This window comes from Deinococcus sp. JMULE3, from assembly GCF_013337115.1.
GTDB lineage: Bacteria > Deinococcota > Deinococci > Deinococcales > Deinococcaceae > Deinococcus.
Genome location: NZ_SGWE01000004.1, coordinates 756149 through 771001, shown reverse-complemented (window position 1 = coordinate 771001; position 14853 = coordinate 756149). Strand labels below are relative to the sequence as shown.

Sequence of the window (14853 nt, the reverse complement as noted above, 5' to 3'; positions counted from 1 at the left end):
CCGCCCCCGCGTCCCCCTTGAGCGGACATTCACCGGCCGTGTTCCCCGCCCGGGCACGCCCCCCCGGTATGACAGTCCCGTCACGAGACAGGTATGCTGCTGGGCGGTCAACAGTCGCGCCCCCCGGCGCGTATCAACCCCCGCCCCACCCTCACCTCCCGGAGGATTCCCCGTGTCCGTCCCCCACCGCGCCCCCGCCGAACTGCTCAACAGCCGCCGCTCACCCCTGCTGGTGTTCGCCGGGCAGAGCAACCGACCCCTCGCCCAGGCCATCTGCGACCACCTGGGGGTGCCGCTGGGCCGCAGCAAGACCGAGAAGTTCACGAACGACAACATCATCGTGCACTACGAGGAATCCTTACGCGAAGGGGACGTGTTCATCGTCCAGACCTTCAGCAACCCCGTCAGCGACTCGATCATGGAACTCATGCTCATGATCGACGCCGCCAAGAGCGCCAGCGCCGGACGCGTCACCGCCGTCATCCCGTACTACTCCTACGCCCGCAGCGATAAGAAGGACAGCCCCCGCATCAGCATCGCCGGGCGCCTGATCGCCGACCTGCTGCAGGAAGCCGGCGCCGACCGCATCCTGACCATGACCCTGCATGCCCCGCAGGTCCACGGCTTCTTCAAGGTCCCCGTCGACCACCTCTCCGCCGACCTCGTGCTCAGCGACCACTTCAAGAAGTGCGTCCCGAACGCCCACGAAGGCGTCGTCCTCGCCCCAGACGCGGGCAGCATCAAACGCGCCTCGCAGATCGCGCGCCGCCTCGACAGCGGCCTCGCCATGATCGACAAGGAACGCCTGTCGGACACCGAGGTGCGCCCCCGCGCCCTGATCGGCGACGTGGACGGCCGGACCGTGTTCATCGTCGACGACGAGATCAGCACCGCCGGGAGCCTCGTCGAGACCGTGAACATCGCCCGCAGCATGGGCGCCAAGGACGTGTACGTCGCCGTCACGCACGGCGTGTACTCCGGCCCCGCCATCCAGCGCATCGCGGCCCTGGACGTCACGCAGGTCGCCAGCACGAACACCGTGCTCGTGCCCGACTCGAAGATTCAGGCGTCCAACGGCAGGCTGGCCGTGCTGGACGTCGCGCCGCTGTTCGCGAACGCCATCACGAACATCCACACCGGCGCCAGCGTCAGCACCCTGTTCACCTGATCCGGACTCCGATCGAATGGTTTGTCCAAACCGTTCGATCCGAGCAGACTCGAAGAGCTGCGCAGCAGAGCGAGTAGGAGCCCAGAGGATTCCGGGCGTGGAGTTGGCCACCCAGCGGTGTCCTGGGTGGTCAACGCAACAGACGGAATCCGGCTGAGTGCGAACAAGAAGGTGGGGAGGTGATCGCGAGATCCCTCCCCATCTTCTTTGGGGGTGGGGAGGGATGACCGGTGGGGGGGCGGTTGTTCAGCGCAACAGACGGAAGCCGACTGGAGATGGGGGAGAGGTTGTGGGGGGTGTTGCTCCCCGGAGTACGCCACTCATGCATTTCGTGAAGCGTCCCTCTTTGGTTGCAGGGATCGGTGCGCGGCACGATGGAGCATGACGCTCCTCGACCTGCCCGTCCGGCCCCTGGCCCCGCTGCTGGAGATGCACCTGGGCGCGGGCATCCGCGCGGCGCAGCGGCTGCATGGCGGGGATATCAGCGACACGTTCCGGCTGGACACCACGCGCGGCCCGGTCGTCCTGAAGACCTCCCCGCAGAAGGCAGGTGGCCGCCTGCCGGACGGGTTCTACGCCGCCGAGGCGCACGGCCTGGGCCTGCTGCGCCCGGGGCCGCTGGTCACCCCGGACGTCATCGCGCATGGCAGCGGCCCCGCCGGGCAGCCGTACCTGCTGCTGTCGTGGCTGCCGCCCGGCGAGGACACGCCCGCCGCGCAGGACGCCCTGGGGCGCGGCCTCGCGGCGCTGCACGCCCGTCCGGCTCCGGGCTTCGGAGGGCTGCCGGACAATTACTTCGCTTCCCTGCCGCAGCGCAACCCGCCCGCCGCGAGTGCCGCCGGGTTCTTCTGGACGGCGCGGCTGGAGCCGCTGCTGACCCGCGAACGGCTGCACCTGACGCCCCGCGACCGGGCGGGCTTCGACACGCTGCGGGAGCGGCTGCCGGCCCTGATCCCGCCCGAACCGCCCGTGCTGGTGCATGGCGACCTGTGGCACGGGAACGTGCACTACACGCCGCGCGGTCCGGCCCTGATCGACCCGGCGGTGGGCCACAGTCACCGCGAGGTGGACGTGGCGGCCCTGCGGCTGTTCGGCGGCGTGCCCCGGCGGGTGTTCCAGGCGTACCACGAGGCGTACCCGCTGGCGGACGGCTGGGAGGCGCGAGTGCCCCTGTGGAATCTGTACCCGCTGCTGGCGCACCTGCTGCTGTTCGGGGAGGGGTACCTGGGCCGCACACGCGAGGCGCTGCAAGCGGCCCTCGACCCCCGATAGGTTGGTTTTGCAAACCGGTTGATTTATCAAAGTATAAGGGGCACACTGGATGCATGACCACCACCTCCGTCCTGCCCGCCAGCACCCACGTCGGCCCGGTCCACCTGAACGTCCGCGACCTGAACGGCACCGCCGCGTTCTACGCCACCCTGCTGGGCCTGAGTGCCACCACCCGCACCGAGACGGACGTCACCCTGGCCGCGCAGGGCACGCCGCTGCTGCACCTGCACGCTGCGCCGGACCTGCCCCGCGCGCCCGTCAGCCGACCCGGCCTGTACCACACCGCCTTCCTGCTCCCCACCCGCGCCGACCTGGGCCGCTGGCTGGCGCACGCCGCGCGGCTGGGCCACCGCATCGGCAGCGGCGACCACCTCGTCAGCGAGGCCTTCTACCTGAATGACCCCGAAGGAAATGGCATCGAGGTCTACGCCGACCGCCCGCGCGACACCTGGACGTGGCGCGGCGGACAGGTGCAGATGGACACCAAGGCCGTGGACGCCGCCGCTGTCCTCGAAGCCGCCGGGATCGACCCCGCCACGCTGGACGGCGCTGTGGCCTTCACCGCGCCGCAGGGCACCACCGTCGGGCACGTTCACCTGAAAGTCGGGAGCGCCGCGCAGGCCGCCCAGTGGTACCGGGACACCCTCGGTCTGGACGTTGTCGCCGACCTGGGCAGCGCCGCGTTCCTCTCGTGGGGCGGGTACCACCACCACGTCGGCCTGAACGAATGGCACAGCGCCGGGCACCCCGCCCCCACCACGCCCGCCGCCGGACTGGACGGCGTGACCTTCCACACCCCCGACCTCGGTCCCCTGCGCGCCCACCTGTCGGGCCGCGCGGACGTGCAGGACGCGGGCGACCACCTGACCCTGCGCGACCCCTGGGGCAACCGCGTGACCGTCGCCCAGCGCTGATTCTGTACGCTGGGGCATGCGCGCCCACCACCGAACCCTGCTCCTGGCTGGCCTGCTGACCCTGACCCCTGGCACGGCGCGGGCCGCCGCGCCCGCCGGACTGCACCCCGTCCTCGCCACGCTGCCCGGAAGCGGTGGCACGTACCTGCTGGGCGGCTGGCAGGACGGACGCTGGCTGACCGACGCCCAGGCCCGCACACGCTTGACCACCGGAGCGACCTACACCCGCCTCGCCCCCGGCGCGGCGCCCGTCCGCGTGCAGGGAGGCCGACCCGCCTCGCTGGGCGAACCGTGCGAGGCGACCTTCGAGGTGAAGGTCACGCCCGCCCGCGCGGGACTGGCCGTCCTCACCTCGGCCCGGCTGAACGCCCAGCCGCGCCCCGTCACCGCGCTGCCCACCCGCAACGCCACCTACGAGGCCGCCGTCCGGGCCGAACTGAAGCGACTGGGCCTGCCGAACTCACAGGTGACCCTCACCCGCCTGATCCGCACCGATCTGGACGGCAACGGCACGCAGGAAGTCATCATCGAGGCCAGCCGCTTTCAGGAACGCAACGGGGACTTCCCGCCGCCCACCGGGCAGCCCGGCGACTACAGCCTCCTGCTGCTGCGCGCCGTGGTGAACGGCAAGGTCGTGACCACCGTCCTCGGCGAACACATCGCGCCCCAGACCCCCTGGGACCCCGGCAGCAGCGACCCGATGCCCATGGCGACGTGGCACCGGCTGGCGGGCGTGGCCGACCTGAACGACGACGGGCGCATGGAACTCGTCCTGTACGGCGCGTACTACGAAGGCTCGGGCTTCAGCGTGCAGCAGTGGACGCCCGCCGGACTCAAGGGCACGCCGCTGGAAAGTGGCTGCGGCGTGTAACCAATGGTCCGGACACTGTTCAGGCACCAGCAGGGACAAGCATGGAAAACGTCTTCCGTGACGCCGTTCCTGCTCACCCCCTCCCAGCCTCCCCCCTCAAGGGGGAGGGGTCAACACGGCGTGTTCATCGTTGGTCTGCCCTGAAGTGATGAACCTGTCCGCACCATTGGCCATACGGATTCCATCTGTTTCGTTGACAACCCGGAACGGCACCGGATAGCCAGCTCCACGTTCGGAGGGGCGTCCCGCTCCCACTCGCTCTGCTCGGATTGAACGGGTTTTGCAACCCATTTAATCGGAGCCCGTACAAAGCCCGCGCGGGCAGGCGCTACACTCGCGCCTGATGAGCGACACGCCCGCCCGCACCCTCGTCGGCCCCACCGCCTCCCTGCCCGACGGCCAGCAGACCGCCGTGGACGTCGGTGGAATCAGCGTGGTCGTCGTGAACCATGAGGGGCAGTTCTACGCCCTGCGCAACAACTGCACCCACAAGGACTTCCCGCTGCTGGGCGGGGACGTCAGCATGGGCCGCATCACCTGCGAGAAACACGGCGCGAAATTCGAACTCGCGACTGGGAAGGCCAGGACGCTGCCCGCCGTGAAACCCGTGAAGCTCTACCGCACGCAGGTCGAGGACGGCCAGCTGTACGTCTCCGAGCTGTAACCACACAGCAGGAGGGGGACGCCGTGACGGTCACGGCGTCCCCCTCCGTATTCAGTTCAGAAGCCGCGTTCCGTGTCGCCGTGCACCTGACTCTGCAGTTCCGGCGTTTCACCCTCGGGCAGGTCACCGGGGCGCTGGCTGACGTGGGGCGGACCCTGCTCGCTGGGGGGCGTGTACCCGGGATTCGGGTCGACGGCCCGCTGGTGGGATTCCAGCGCCATCGTCGTGGACGCGTTGATGCCCACGCCCGCCGTCGGGATGATCGTGTCGAGGTTCTCGCCACCCAGCCCGGCGACCGTCTGCGCCCCGGCGAACTCGGCGTCCTGCGGCGCGTGCTCCATGGCGACCACGTCACGCGTGGCGAGGTGATCGAACACGCCGGTCACGTCCTTCGCGCCGTGCGGCTGGGCCGATGTGCCCAGGCCCTGATCGGCGGCCCCCACGCGGTCCCCGGCGGGCGTCGTCGTGTAGGCCTCCTGGTGGTCGTCCTTGCGGTCGGGCGTGTCGAAGCCCGTCTGCGCGCCGTGCTCGCCCGTCACGGGCGGGTTGCGGTCATCGTGATTGGTCATGCCGCCAGTCTGCCCCCACCCCACCTGCGCTGCCTTCCGGCTTTCTTCAGACGGCCGAACGGAACCGTTCAGGAAGGCTGAGCCGCAGCGCTGATCACGTCGGGAGCGGCCCCTCCAGCGAGTCGGCCAGCACTGCGTGACCCTCCTCGCGCGCGAAGTCCGCGGCGCGGCGACCGTCCGCCGTGCGGGCGTCCGCATCCGCGCCGCGCTGACGCAGGAACAGTACCAGTCCCGCGTCGCCGTTCTGCGCGGCGGCCATCAGCGGCGTGAACTCGTCCTGCTGCGTGGCGTTCACGTCCGCGCCCGCCATGACCAGCGCCCGCGCCAGCCCCCCGTGCCCGCCCGCCACCGCCGAGTGCAGCGGCTGCACCCGCATCGCATTGCGGCTGACCGCGTTCACGTCCGCGCCGCGCGACAGCAGCGCCTCCGCGACCCCCGCGTGCCCGAAGAACGCCGCGAGACCCAGCGGACTGAACCCGTCCCCACTCACGCCATGCACCAGCGCCGGGTCGGCGTCCAGTTCGCGCGTCAGGGCCGCCTCGTCGCCCAGGGCCGCCGCCTCGAACACGTTCAGCGGCGCGCCCAGCTCCACCAGCACGCGCGCCATGTCCGCCCGGCCGTAGTACACCGCGAACAGCACCGGACTCACACCCATCGGGCTGGGCAGGGTCAACAGCCCCGCGTCCCCGTTCACCAGGGCGCGCAGCAGCGCCTCGTCCCGCGTCTTGATCGCCAGGAAGAACGCCGCCTCGCGGTCCCCCACCACCTCACCAGCTCCGTCACTCATGCGCCCAGGGTAGAGGGTCGCGCACTCAGCGTGTGGCCCTCGCCGTAGTGCGGGGCGCACAACCCCACCGTCAGGGACGCGTCGGGCGCGGGCCAGCGCACCTCCCAGCGGGCACCGTCCTCGATCAGCAGCAGCGTCAGGGCCAGCGTCCCGTCGGCCTGCCAGCCCGCCCGGACGGTCAGGGCGACGGTGGTGCCCCAGGTGCCCAGCGTCTGCTCCTCCCAGGCGTTCAGCGTGAACCGGACCGTGTTCGGGGTCGGCCCGTCAAGGGCGAGTGTGCCGCGTTCGCCCATGACGGTCAGGGTCGCACTCTCCCAGCCCTCGTCGTTCGGGTCGAAGGTGAAGTGCGCCTGCACGTCCCGCAGCGGGGGCGGATCGAGGATCTCCGGCACGTCCAGCGTGAGGCCCGCACAGCGCACCCGCAGCGCCTCCGTGTCCGCACCGGGCGGCAGGGGAGACTCCTGCGCGTTCCCCAGCAGGTGCGTCCAGGTGTGATCCAGCACCCGCCCCATGTCCCTCACGCCCGCCGTGACGGCCAGCACCATGTCCTGCCCCGGCAGGACCACGCAGAACTGCCCGAATGCGCCGTCCGCCCGGTACGCGCCGTGACGGCAGCGCCACAGCTGGTACCCGTACCCCTGTGCCCAGTCGCTGTGCTCGTCGCCAGGGTTCGTGCCGGGCGGGACGTGCGTGGCAGTCATGGCGTCCACCCACGCCGGGGCCAGCAGCGTCCGTCCCTCCCACTCGCCGCGATCCAGCAGGAGCTGCCCGAACCTCGCCACGTCCCCCGTCCGCAGGTGCAGACCCCACCCGCCCAGATTCACGCCCCCCGCATTGCTGACCCAGCGTGCCCCCCGGAACCCCAGCGGCTCCAGCAGGCGCGGCGTCAGGAACGCCCGCAGCGTCTCCCCGGTCACGCGCTGCACCAGCGCCGACAGCAGGAACGACGCGCCGCTGTTGTACACGAAACGCGTCCCCGGCCTGAACGCCACCGGCTGCGCCAGGAACGCCGCCGCCCAGTCGCCGTCCCCCGTCGCCACCAGCGCGTCCGTCACGTCCGCCGCGTGCCCCGTCCGCATCGTCAGCAGGTCCTCGACCCGCATGGCCCGCAGGTGCTCACCTACCACCGGCGGCAGGGCGTCCGGGAAGAGGTCCACCACCCGGTCCTCCACGCTCAGACGACCCTCCTGCACCAGCAGCCCCACACCCGCCGCCGCGAACGCCTTGCTCAGCGAGTACACGTGATGCACCCGCTCCGGCCCGTACGGGAACCAGTGACCCCCGGCCACCACCCGACCCGAGCGCCGCAACGTGAACCCATGCAGCTCCAGCCCATCCGCCGCCAGCGCGTCCAGCCACGCCAGCACCGCCCCGGACGGCAGACCCAGCGACTCCGGCGAAGACAACTCCCATGAAACAGGCACGCCCCACGCTACGGGACGTGCCACTGCGGCGGCATCCGCCAGGTGGCGCACCTACCGGTGATCCACGATAGCCAGCGGCTGCTTTGGCGTCAGGGTAATCTGCCCGGGCACCGCCTCGAAGGTGAACAGCAGGCTGCCGAGCGGCACGGTCCCCAGGTGACGCGGGTTGAGGGACGTGGCGAGCGCCCGCAGCGGCCCAGCATCCCCGGAGAGCAGGATGCGCTGTACGGCACGGTCCGGGCCGACGAGGATGTTGACGAATCCGAAGTTGCTGGCCGGTGCAGTGACGCAGGAGTTCCTGAATTCCCGGGTGTACACGTAGATTATGGGGTGTCCCTGGCTGCCGGTTTTCCGCAGGGTCGTCACGTCCAGCGGCGCGTGCAGGGAGAACTGAAGCCAGTCCGCGAAGGCGTAGCAGTCGGGTGCAGGGCGGCGCTGGAGGTCGGCAGACTCCAGATCAGAACGCCCAGCAGGGGCAGCAGTGCGGGGCGCGGCATACCGGCACCTTACGACGCGCGTGATCCGCGGGCGCGCTCATCTGCGCATGAAGAGGGGCGGGAGGCTCCCTGTGGCCCCCGCCCCCGGTCTGGCGCAGTGTTAAGCCCGCGCGCGCACCACGACGGCGATGCCCATGCCGCCGCCGATGCACAGGCTGGCGACGCCGGTTTCCTTGCCCAGGCGGCGCAGCTGGTGGATCAGCGTGACGAGCACGCGCGCCCCGGAAGCGCCGATGGGGTGCCCGAGGGCGACGGCGCCGCCGGTGACGTTCACGCGGGCGGGGTCGGCGTTCAGGTCACGCACGACGGCGAGGGACTGCGCGGCGAACGCCTCGTTCAGTTCGAACAGGTCCACGTCCGCGACGCTCATTCCGGCGCGGGTCAGGGCGACGGGGACGGCCTTGGCGGGTCCGATGCCCATGATGGCGGGGTCCACGCCGATGGCGGCGTAACTGGCGATCTCGGCGAGGATGGGCAGGCCGTGCGCCTGGGCGTACTCCTCGCTGGCGACGAGCAGCATGGCGGCGCCGTCGTTGATGCCGCTGGCGTTCCCGGCGGTGACGGTCCCGTCCTTCTTGAACGCGGGTTTCAGCTTGGCGAGGGCCTCGGCGGTGGTGGCGCGCGGGTACTCGTCGGCGCTGAAGGTCGTGGGACCCTTGCGGCCGGGTACCTCGACGCTGACGAGTTCATCCGCGAAGAAGTTGCCTGCCAGCGCGGCGGCGGCGCGGGTCTGGCTTTCCAGCGCGAAGGCGTCCTGTTCCTCGCGCGTGAGGTTCCACTGGGCGGCGATGTTCTCGGCGGTGATGCCCATGTGGTAGTTGCCGAACACGTCGGTCAGGCCGTCCGAGAGGATGCTGTCCAGCGCCTGCGCGTGCCCCAGCCGGTACCCTTCGCGGGCGCGGGGGAGGAGGTACGGGGCGCGGCTCATGCTCTCGGTGCCGCCCGCGAGGTACAGCTGCCCGTCCCCGGCGCGGATGCCCTGCGCGGCGCTGATGACCGCCTGGAGGCCGCTGCCGCACACGCGGTTCACGGTCAGGCCGGGCACGTCACTTGGGAGGCCCGCGCCGATCCCGACCTGACGGCCCACGTTCATGCCGCTCCCGGCCTGAAGGACGTTCCCCACGATCACGTCCGCCACGTCCGCGCCGCTGACCCCGTCCAGTACGGCTTTCGCCGCCGTGACGCCTAGGTCGGCTGCCGAGACGTCCTTCAGGCTGCCCATGAAGCTTCCGATCGGCGTGCGCTTCGCCGCCACGATCACCAGTTTGCTCATGCCCGGAGAATAACGGGCGTTCGTTACACCGGCGGGTCACCGGGTCGGGAACGGGGGCGTGCAATTCTGCTTGACGCTTCACGGCCCAGCGATCATATTGAAAAACGATAATATCGAAGATCGATAAATCCCTGGAGGCTTCATGCTGACCCCCGCCCGCGCCCAGACCATCCTGTCCTTCACGCTCACCGCTCTGGCCGTCCTGACGGCCCTGATGCTGCTGGTCTTTCTGTGGGGTGTGTTCACGTCCGGTGACAGAACCCAGACCGTGTTCAGCGTGAACATTCCCCTCGACCTCACGCTCAGCCTGCCGGGCGGCCGGTACGACGTCTCCACCTTCCACCTGCCGCTGGGCGAGCTGTCAGGATGGGCCAGAAATGGCTGGCTCGCCGGCTTCACCCTGCTCATGGCGTGCGTGATCGGCCTGCTGTGGCGCGCCCGGCAGTTCACGCGCCGCCTGCTCCGCGACCCGTTCCATCCCGACAACGCCCGCGACCTGACCCTCGCCGCGCGACTGGCCCTGATCGGGCAGGTGGTGGCCGCGCTGCAACCTCTGCTGAACGGCTGGATGTTCGCCCGCATCCAACCGCTTGAAGCCCTGCGCCGCCAACTCCCGGAAGACGCCATCGTGCGGGGCATGAACACCGACAGCAGCCTGCCGTTCACGCTGTTCGGCGTGAACCTCACGCCCCTGCTGATCGCCGCGGTCTGCGTGCTGTTCGCCGCTGCCCTCACCCAGGCCGCACACATCCGCGAGCAGGAACGTCAGCTGCGCGCCGAACAGGAGCTGACGGTCTGACATGCCCATCCGCGTGCATCTCGACGACCTGCTGGCCCAGCGGGGCATGACCCTCTCGGAACTCTCCTCGCGGGTGGGGATCACCCTGGCGAACCTCAGCATCCTGAAGACCGGGAAGGCCCGCGCGGTGCGTTTCAGTACCCTGGACGCCCTGTGTCGCGCGCTGGACTGTCAGCCCGGCGACCTGCTGCGCTGGGAGGACGGCCCCCCGGAGACTGATGAGATGTAGGCCCCGGCGTGGGGGTCAGTGGACGTCGGCGACGCTCTCCAGCAGGTCGGCGAGCTGCTCCTTGGCGCGGAACACGCGGCTCTTGGCCGTGCCGACCGCCACGCCCTGGATCTGCGCGATCTCGTCGTAACTGAGGTCCTCGACGAAGCGCAGCACGACCGCCTCGCGGTACTCGTGCGGGAGCTGGGACAGAGCGCGCTGCACACGGTCCTGCGCGTCGGCGCTCTCGGCGGCCTGCACGGGCGAGCGGCGCTCGCTGGTCACCTCGAAGCCCACGTCCTCGCGCGCCTGTTCCAGCGAGAAGCGTTGCAGCTGCTTGCGGCGGTGCGATTCGATCTGCGTGTTGCGCGCCACCTGATACAGCCACGGCAGGACCCGCTCCCCGGCGCGGAACGTGCGGATGCTGCGCCACGCGCGGTAGAAGACCTCCTGCGTCAGGTCCAGCGCGTCCTCGCTGTTGCCCTCCAGGCGGTACAGGTAGCCGTACATGCGGCCCTCGTACTCCTGCACGAACTCGAACCACGTCTGCTCGTCACCCGCGCACAGGCGCCCATACAGGTCAGGTGAGATCACGTCGGGAAGGGAAGGCTCGGTCGGGAGGGTCACGGTCCCTACACCATACCGCGCCGCGCCGCCCGTGCCGTCCGCCTTTCAGCGCAGTGCGCCACGCGCCCACACGCTAGGATGCGCGCACCTTGAGCGCCACCGGTTCCACCATCCTCCTTCATGTCAGCGCGGCCGCGCCCGCCCCGGCGGGGTTCGCGGACGCCCTGAAACCCCTGCTGCCCGACCTGAGCGTCGGCGCGCTGCTGGGCTTCGCGACGGGCGTCGCCCTGAAACACATCGGCCGCTGGGCGCTGGTCGGCCTGGGGCTGCTGTTCATCACGTTGCAGGTCCTGGCGTACTTCGATCTGGTCAGCGTGAACTGGCTGCGCGTGCAGGCGCTGGCCGAACCGTGGCTGGCGCAGGGCCGCGAGAACGGCGGCGCGTGGCTGACCCGCATCCTGACCGCGAACCTGCCGTTCGCCGGGGCGTTCACCGCCGGGCTGCTGCTGGGCCTGCGCGCCCGCGTGTAGACACGAACAACCGCCCCGGACCGTGATGGACCGGGGCGGCGCTGCGTGAGGGCTTTACTTGTCGCTGGTGGGCGGGGTGGCGTCCGTCTTGGCCGCGTCGGTCTTCGCGCCGTCGGTCGCCGCACCGTCCTCGGCTGGGGTGGCGGGCGCTTTGGGTGCCTGGGCGGCCACGCGTTTCTCCTGCGCGGCCAGCACGTCCTTGAGCTTGTCGGTGGGTTTCAGGGTCTTGATCTGGGCGTCCAGGAACGTCTGGCCTTCGCTGCCCTTCTCCTGCGCCAGCACGACCGGTTCGATCTGATCGCGCACCTCGGCGAAGCTCCTGGTCTCGGCGGGTTTCAGGTCGGTCACGTACAGCACCGAGTAGCGCTCGCCGACCTTCACGACGTCGCTCAGGCTGCCGTCGGCGGCGTCCTTGAGGCTCCGGGCGCTGAACACGGCGGCGTTCAGTTCCTCGCTCAGTTTGCCGTCCCCGGCGGTCACGTCGCCGCGCTCGCTGACGGTACCGCCGGCCTTGCTGGCCGCCGACACGAAGTCCCCGCGGGTGTACGAGTTGCGGAACGCCACGGCTTTCGCCTGGTCCTTGAAGCTGGCCTCGCTGACGGTGGCGCTGGCGGGCGATTCGAACTGCGCCTTGTTCTCGGTGTAGTACGCCTGCAGGTCCGCGTCGGTGACCTTCGCGTTCCGCGCGCCGTACGCGGCGACGCCCTGCGCGATCTCCTGGCGGGTGCCGACGAGGTTCAATTTCAGGCGCTCGGCGATGGTGGGCGCGCCGTAACCCTGGATGAGCTGCTGCACGACCTGCGGTTTCAGCATGCCGTTCACGAGCTGCGCGGCCTGCTCGGCCGGAACCTGCTGCAGGAGGCTGGCGAACTGCTGGTTGCCGACGACCTGCTCGATCACCTGCGAGTACCGGATGTCCTTCCCGGCGACGGTCGCGACGGTGGGGTCCTGCACGGTCCAGTTCAGGTCCTTGAACTCGACCTTGGCGTCCTTGCGCAGACCCTCGATCCAGGCTTCCACGGCGGCGTTCTTCTTGCTCTCGTTCACGGCGGTCGCCACGTCACTCTTCGCCTCGGCGAAGGGCTTGGCGCTGGGGGCGAGGTACTTCTCGACCTTCACGATGTAGAACTTCCCGCCGCTCTCCACGACGTCCGTCAGGCCGCCGTCCTTCAGGGCGAACGCGGCCGCGCCGACCTCGCTGGGCAGCGCCACCTGAGCCACGGGGCGCGGCGCGCCGTTCTCGATGGGGCCCAGGGCACCGCCCCGGTCCTTGAATTCCGTGCTGTTCGCGCCCGCCAGTTGCGCGAAGTCCGCGCCGCCCCTGAGCTGCTTGAGGAGGTCGGCTGCTTTGGCCTTGTCGGCCACGACGATCTGACGGCCCTGGATGCGCGCGTCGGTCTGGTACTTGTCGGTGTTCAGGTCGTAGTACGCCTGCAGTTCCGCGTCGGTCGCGGCGGGCACGGCCTTCTTGATCTCGTCCACCTTGCGTTCGATGGCGAGGCTCTGGCGGACCTGCTTGCGGTACTCGCTGTCGGTCAGGCCGACGCCCTGCAGCGCGTCCGTCCAGGCCTTGTTGTCGGTCAGGTTGTTCTGCGCGCGGACTTCCTTGACCTTGGCGTCCACGTCGCCGCGGCTGACCTTGATGTCCTTCACGGCGTTCGACACGAGCGTCTGGTCGATCTGCTGCGCGACCACGTACGTCTTGAAGTCGTCACCCATGACGCCGGTGTCGGTGCTGCTCAGCACCGGGTTCTGCCGCCTGGCGGCCTCGAGCTGCTCGACGGTGACGGTCGTGCCGTTCACGGTCAGGGCGGGCGTGCCGGTCTGCTTGTTGAACAGGTCGCCCAGGTTCGGGGTGAACTGGTAGGCCATGCCGACCACGAGCAGCAGGGCCAGGACGCCCATCAGGACGTTCACGAGTTTCTTCTTGTTCACTTGATCTCCTTCATGCGAGGTGCTAGGGTACCGGAGCTCTGCACTCGTAGCTCAGGTGGATAGAGCGTTGGCCTCCGGAGCCAAAGGCCACTGGTTCGAGTCCAGTCGAGTGCACCACCCACTGAACGCCACCCCTCGGGGTGGTGTTTTCCGTTCAGGGCGTTGACGTCCCCGGCAGTTGTCTTGAAGCGCACGCGCCGGATTCTAGCACGCAGAATTAAGCGGACGTGAAGAAAAAGAACGCGTGCCTGACGCACTTTTTGCCCCCTCCGGCCGCTGCGCGTCACCCTGCCCCCCACCCGGAGCCTGTACCCTGAAGCGCATGAGCACCCACCTCCTGACCCTGCTTGAAACGCTGCCCGGCAGCTACAGCGGCCCCACCCGCCCCGAAGACGCCCCCTACGGCCTCGTCGGCAGTGGCGAGGGCCAGCTGGCGGCGCACCTCGCGCAGACCCTGGTCGCCAGCAGCCTCACCCGCAGCGGCACACAGTTCGTCCTGAGCAGCCCCGACGCCGCCGCCCTCGCCACCGACTACGCCGACCTCGCCAGCGTCGCCGGCGCGCAGGTGCGCCGCGTCGCCACCGGCGGCACCCCCGAGGAGATCGACACCCTGGTCCCCGGCGGGCCGCTCGCCACGTACCACTTCGCGCAATACGTCGCCCACGCGACCGGCCACAGCGAGGACGCCCAGGCCGCCGACGCCCTGATCGCCGACCTCGCCGCCCGCTGCGCCCCGCACGTCACGGAAAACAACCCCGCCCGCGACCTCGCCTGGAGCCTGTGGGGCCGCCTCCCGCTGCTGCTCGCCGCGCCCGACGCGGACGCCCTGCCGCACGCGTGGCAGCAGCTGCTGGCCCGCACCGGCAAGACCCTCAGCGTCCCCCTGATCGGCGACCCCCTGCCCCTCGTGACCGGCGCGTTCGAGGCGCAGCACGAAAAAGGGGACGCCAAGGTCGCCGTGATCCTCGGGGACGCCGACGACACCCTCCTGCTCGCGCGCGAGGTCCTGGAATCCCGCATCGACGAGATCATCCACGTCCCCTACCCGGACGGCGCCGTCGGCTACCCGGCGCAGCTGGCCCTGTGGTACTTCGGCGCGTGGGTCGCCGCGTACCTCGCCGAACGCTACGGCGCGTCCGCCGCCGACCAGCCCGTCCTGGGCCGCGCGCAGGGCGTCATGAGCGGCGAGGACCGCGAACAGGCCCGCCTCGCCGCGCCCCGCGACGACCTGCGCCGCACGAACGTCGTCAAGGACTGGGCCGACGACCAGGACGTCGCCGACGTGGAACTCGACGAGGACGACCACGACGAGGAGTGAACGGGGGCAGTGGGTTGTGGGGAGTGGGGAGTGGGTCGGTTGCCTGACCCGCCCCCG

Annotated in this window: 16 protein-coding genes and 1 tRNA gene; 10 read left to right on the top strand and 7 right to left on the bottom strand. The window is 70.2% G+C overall.

Annotation, left to right across the window (positions count from 1 at the left end; translation table 11 throughout):
- The first annotated feature begins 172 nt into the window (after nt 1-172).
- The 5 genes from EXW95_RS06545 (at nt 173) to EXW95_RS06525 (ending at nt 4889) form a co-directional block, all read left to right on the top strand.
- Nucleotides 173-1168 (top strand): ribose-phosphate pyrophosphokinase, encoded by a 996-nt coding sequence (locus EXW95_RS06545; protein ID WP_174366783.1) that lies wholly within the window; start codon nt 173-175, stop codon nt 1166-1168.
- 381 nt (nt 1169-1549) lie between these two features.
- The gene (locus tag EXW95_RS06540) at nt 1550-2440 is read left to right on the top strand and encodes a fructosamine kinase family protein (RefSeq protein WP_174366782.1); all 891 of its coding nucleotides are present in this window, start codon (nt 1550-1552) and stop codon (nt 2438-2440) included.
- A gap of 53 nt (nt 2441-2493) precedes the next feature.
- Complete coding sequence (locus EXW95_RS06535; RefSeq protein WP_174366781.1) at nt 2494-3354, top strand: VOC family protein; 861 nt, start codon at nt 2494-2496, stop codon at nt 3352-3354.
- 16 nt (nt 3355-3370) lie between these two features.
- Complete coding sequence (locus tag EXW95_RS06530) at nt 3371-4225, top strand: hypothetical protein (protein ID WP_174366780.1); 855 nt, start codon at nt 3371-3373, stop codon at nt 4223-4225.
- 343 nt (nt 4226-4568) lie between these two features.
- Nucleotides 4569-4889, top strand: coding sequence for a non-heme iron oxygenase ferredoxin subunit (locus EXW95_RS06525; protein WP_174366779.1), 321 nt, complete (start codon nt 4569-4571; stop codon nt 4887-4889).
- A 56-nt stretch (nt 4890-4945) separates the two neighbouring features.
- Here EXW95_RS06525 and EXW95_RS06520 read toward each other — a convergent pair whose 3' ends face one another.
- The 5 genes from EXW95_RS06520 to EXW95_RS06500 form a co-directional block, all read right to left on the bottom strand.
- The gene (locus tag EXW95_RS06520) at nt 4946-5458 is read right to left on the bottom strand and encodes a hypothetical protein (protein ID WP_174366778.1); all 513 of its coding nucleotides are present in this window, start codon (nt 5456-5458) and stop codon (nt 4946-4948) included.
- Nucleotides 5459-5552: 94 nt separating this feature from the next.
- Nucleotides 5553-6245 carry an ankyrin repeat domain-containing protein gene (locus EXW95_RS06515; RefSeq protein ID WP_174366777.1) on the bottom strand — a complete coding sequence of 231 codons (693 nt, stop codon included), beginning with the start codon at nt 6243-6245 and terminating at the stop codon, nt 5553-5555.
- Complete coding sequence (locus EXW95_RS06510; protein ID WP_174366776.1) at nt 6242-7669, bottom strand: serine hydrolase; 1428 nt, start codon at nt 7667-7669, stop codon at nt 6242-6244. The genes EXW95_RS06515 and EXW95_RS06510 overlap by 4 nt, the downstream gene beginning before the upstream one ends.
- Before the next feature lie 51 nt (nt 7670-7720).
- A complete protein-coding gene (locus EXW95_RS06505; RefSeq protein ID WP_174366775.1) occupies nt 7721-8035 on the bottom strand; it encodes a hypothetical protein in 315 nt (104 codons plus the stop codon).
- A gap of 231 nt (nt 8036-8266) precedes the next feature.
- On the bottom strand, nt 8267-9439 hold the full coding sequence (locus tag EXW95_RS06500; RefSeq protein WP_174366774.1) for an acetyl-CoA C-acetyltransferase: 1173 nt from the start codon (nt 9437-9439) through the stop codon (nt 8267-8269).
- A gap of 142 nt (nt 9440-9581) precedes the next feature.
- On the opposite strand from EXW95_RS06500, the gene EXW95_RS06495 reads away from it, so the two are divergent.
- Nucleotides 9582-10238 (top strand): DUF2975 domain-containing protein, encoded by a 657-nt coding sequence (locus tag EXW95_RS06495; RefSeq protein WP_174366773.1) that lies wholly within the window; start codon nt 9582-9584, stop codon nt 10236-10238.
- Between the two features lies 1 nt (nt 10239).
- On the top strand, nt 10240-10467 hold the full coding sequence (locus EXW95_RS06490) for a helix-turn-helix transcriptional regulator (RefSeq protein ID WP_174366772.1): 228 nt from the start codon (nt 10240-10242) through the stop codon (nt 10465-10467).
- A 15-nt stretch (nt 10468-10482) separates the two neighbouring features.
- On the opposite strand, the gene EXW95_RS06485 is transcribed toward EXW95_RS06490, so the two are convergent.
- On the bottom strand, nt 10483-11073 hold the full coding sequence (locus tag EXW95_RS06485; RefSeq protein WP_371809949.1) for an RNA polymerase sigma factor: 591 nt from the start codon (nt 11071-11073) through the stop codon (nt 10483-10485).
- Between the two features lie 89 nt (nt 11074-11162).
- On the opposite strand from EXW95_RS06485, the gene EXW95_RS06480 reads away from it, so the two are divergent.
- A complete protein-coding gene (locus EXW95_RS06480; protein WP_217449171.1) occupies nt 11163-11543 on the top strand; it encodes an FUN14 domain-containing protein in 381 nt (126 codons plus the stop codon).
- A gap of 54 nt (nt 11544-11597) precedes the next feature.
- Here the strand turns inward: EXW95_RS06480 and EXW95_RS21295 are convergent, their stop codons facing one another.
- Nucleotides 11598-13478 (bottom strand): peptidylprolyl isomerase, encoded by a 1881-nt coding sequence (locus EXW95_RS21295; protein WP_174366771.1) that lies wholly within the window; start codon nt 13476-13478, stop codon nt 11598-11600.
- Nucleotides 13479-13518: 40 nt separating this feature from the next.
- Here EXW95_RS21295 and EXW95_RS06470 point away from each other — a divergent pair.
- Nucleotides 13519-13595 (top strand) — tRNA-Arg (locus EXW95_RS06470).
- Nucleotides 13596-13800: 205 nt separating this feature from the next.
- Complete coding sequence (locus tag EXW95_RS06465; RefSeq protein WP_174366770.1) at nt 13801-14796, top strand: SIS domain-containing protein; 996 nt, start codon at nt 13801-13803, stop codon at nt 14794-14796.
- Nucleotides 14797-14853 lie beyond the last annotated feature (57 nt).

What these genes read in the sequence shown, in the direction of transcription:
- EXW95_RS06540 (WP_174366782.1), top strand. Translation starts at nt 1,550, where the DNA reads ATGACGCTCCTCGACCTGCCCGTCCGGCCCCTGGCCCCGCTGCTGGAG.
- EXW95_RS06535 (WP_174366781.1), top strand. Translation starts at nt 2,494, where the DNA reads ATGACCACCACCTCCGTCCTGCCCGCCAGCACCCACGTCGGCCCGGTC.
- EXW95_RS06530 (WP_174366780.1), top strand. Translation starts at nt 3,371, where the DNA reads ATGCGCGCCCACCACCGAACCCTGCTCCTGGCTGGCCTGCTGACCCTG.
- EXW95_RS06525 (WP_174366779.1), top strand. Translation starts at nt 4,569, where the DNA reads ATGAGCGACACGCCCGCCCGCACCCTCGTCGGCCCCACCGCCTCCCTG.
- EXW95_RS06520 (WP_174366778.1), bottom strand. Translation starts at nt 5,458, where the DNA reads ATGACCAATCACGATGACCGCAACCCGCCCGTGACGGGCGAGCACGGC.
- EXW95_RS06515 (WP_174366777.1), bottom strand. Translation starts at nt 6,245, where the DNA reads ATGAGTGACGGAGCTGGTGAGGTGGTGGGGGACCGCGAGGCGGCGTTC.
- EXW95_RS06500 (WP_174366774.1), bottom strand. Translation starts at nt 9,439, where the DNA reads ATGAGCAAACTGGTGATCGTGGCGGCGAAGCGCACGCCGATCGGAAGC.
- EXW95_RS06495 (WP_174366773.1), top strand. Translation starts at nt 9,582, where the DNA reads ATGCTGACCCCCGCCCGCGCCCAGACCATCCTGTCCTTCACGCTCACC.
- EXW95_RS06490 (WP_174366772.1), top strand. Translation starts at nt 10,240, where the DNA reads ATGCCCATCCGCGTGCATCTCGACGACCTGCTGGCCCAGCGGGGCATG.
- EXW95_RS06465 (WP_174366770.1), top strand. Translation starts at nt 13,801, where the DNA reads ATGAGCACCCACCTCCTGACCCTGCTTGAAACGCTGCCCGGCAGCTAC.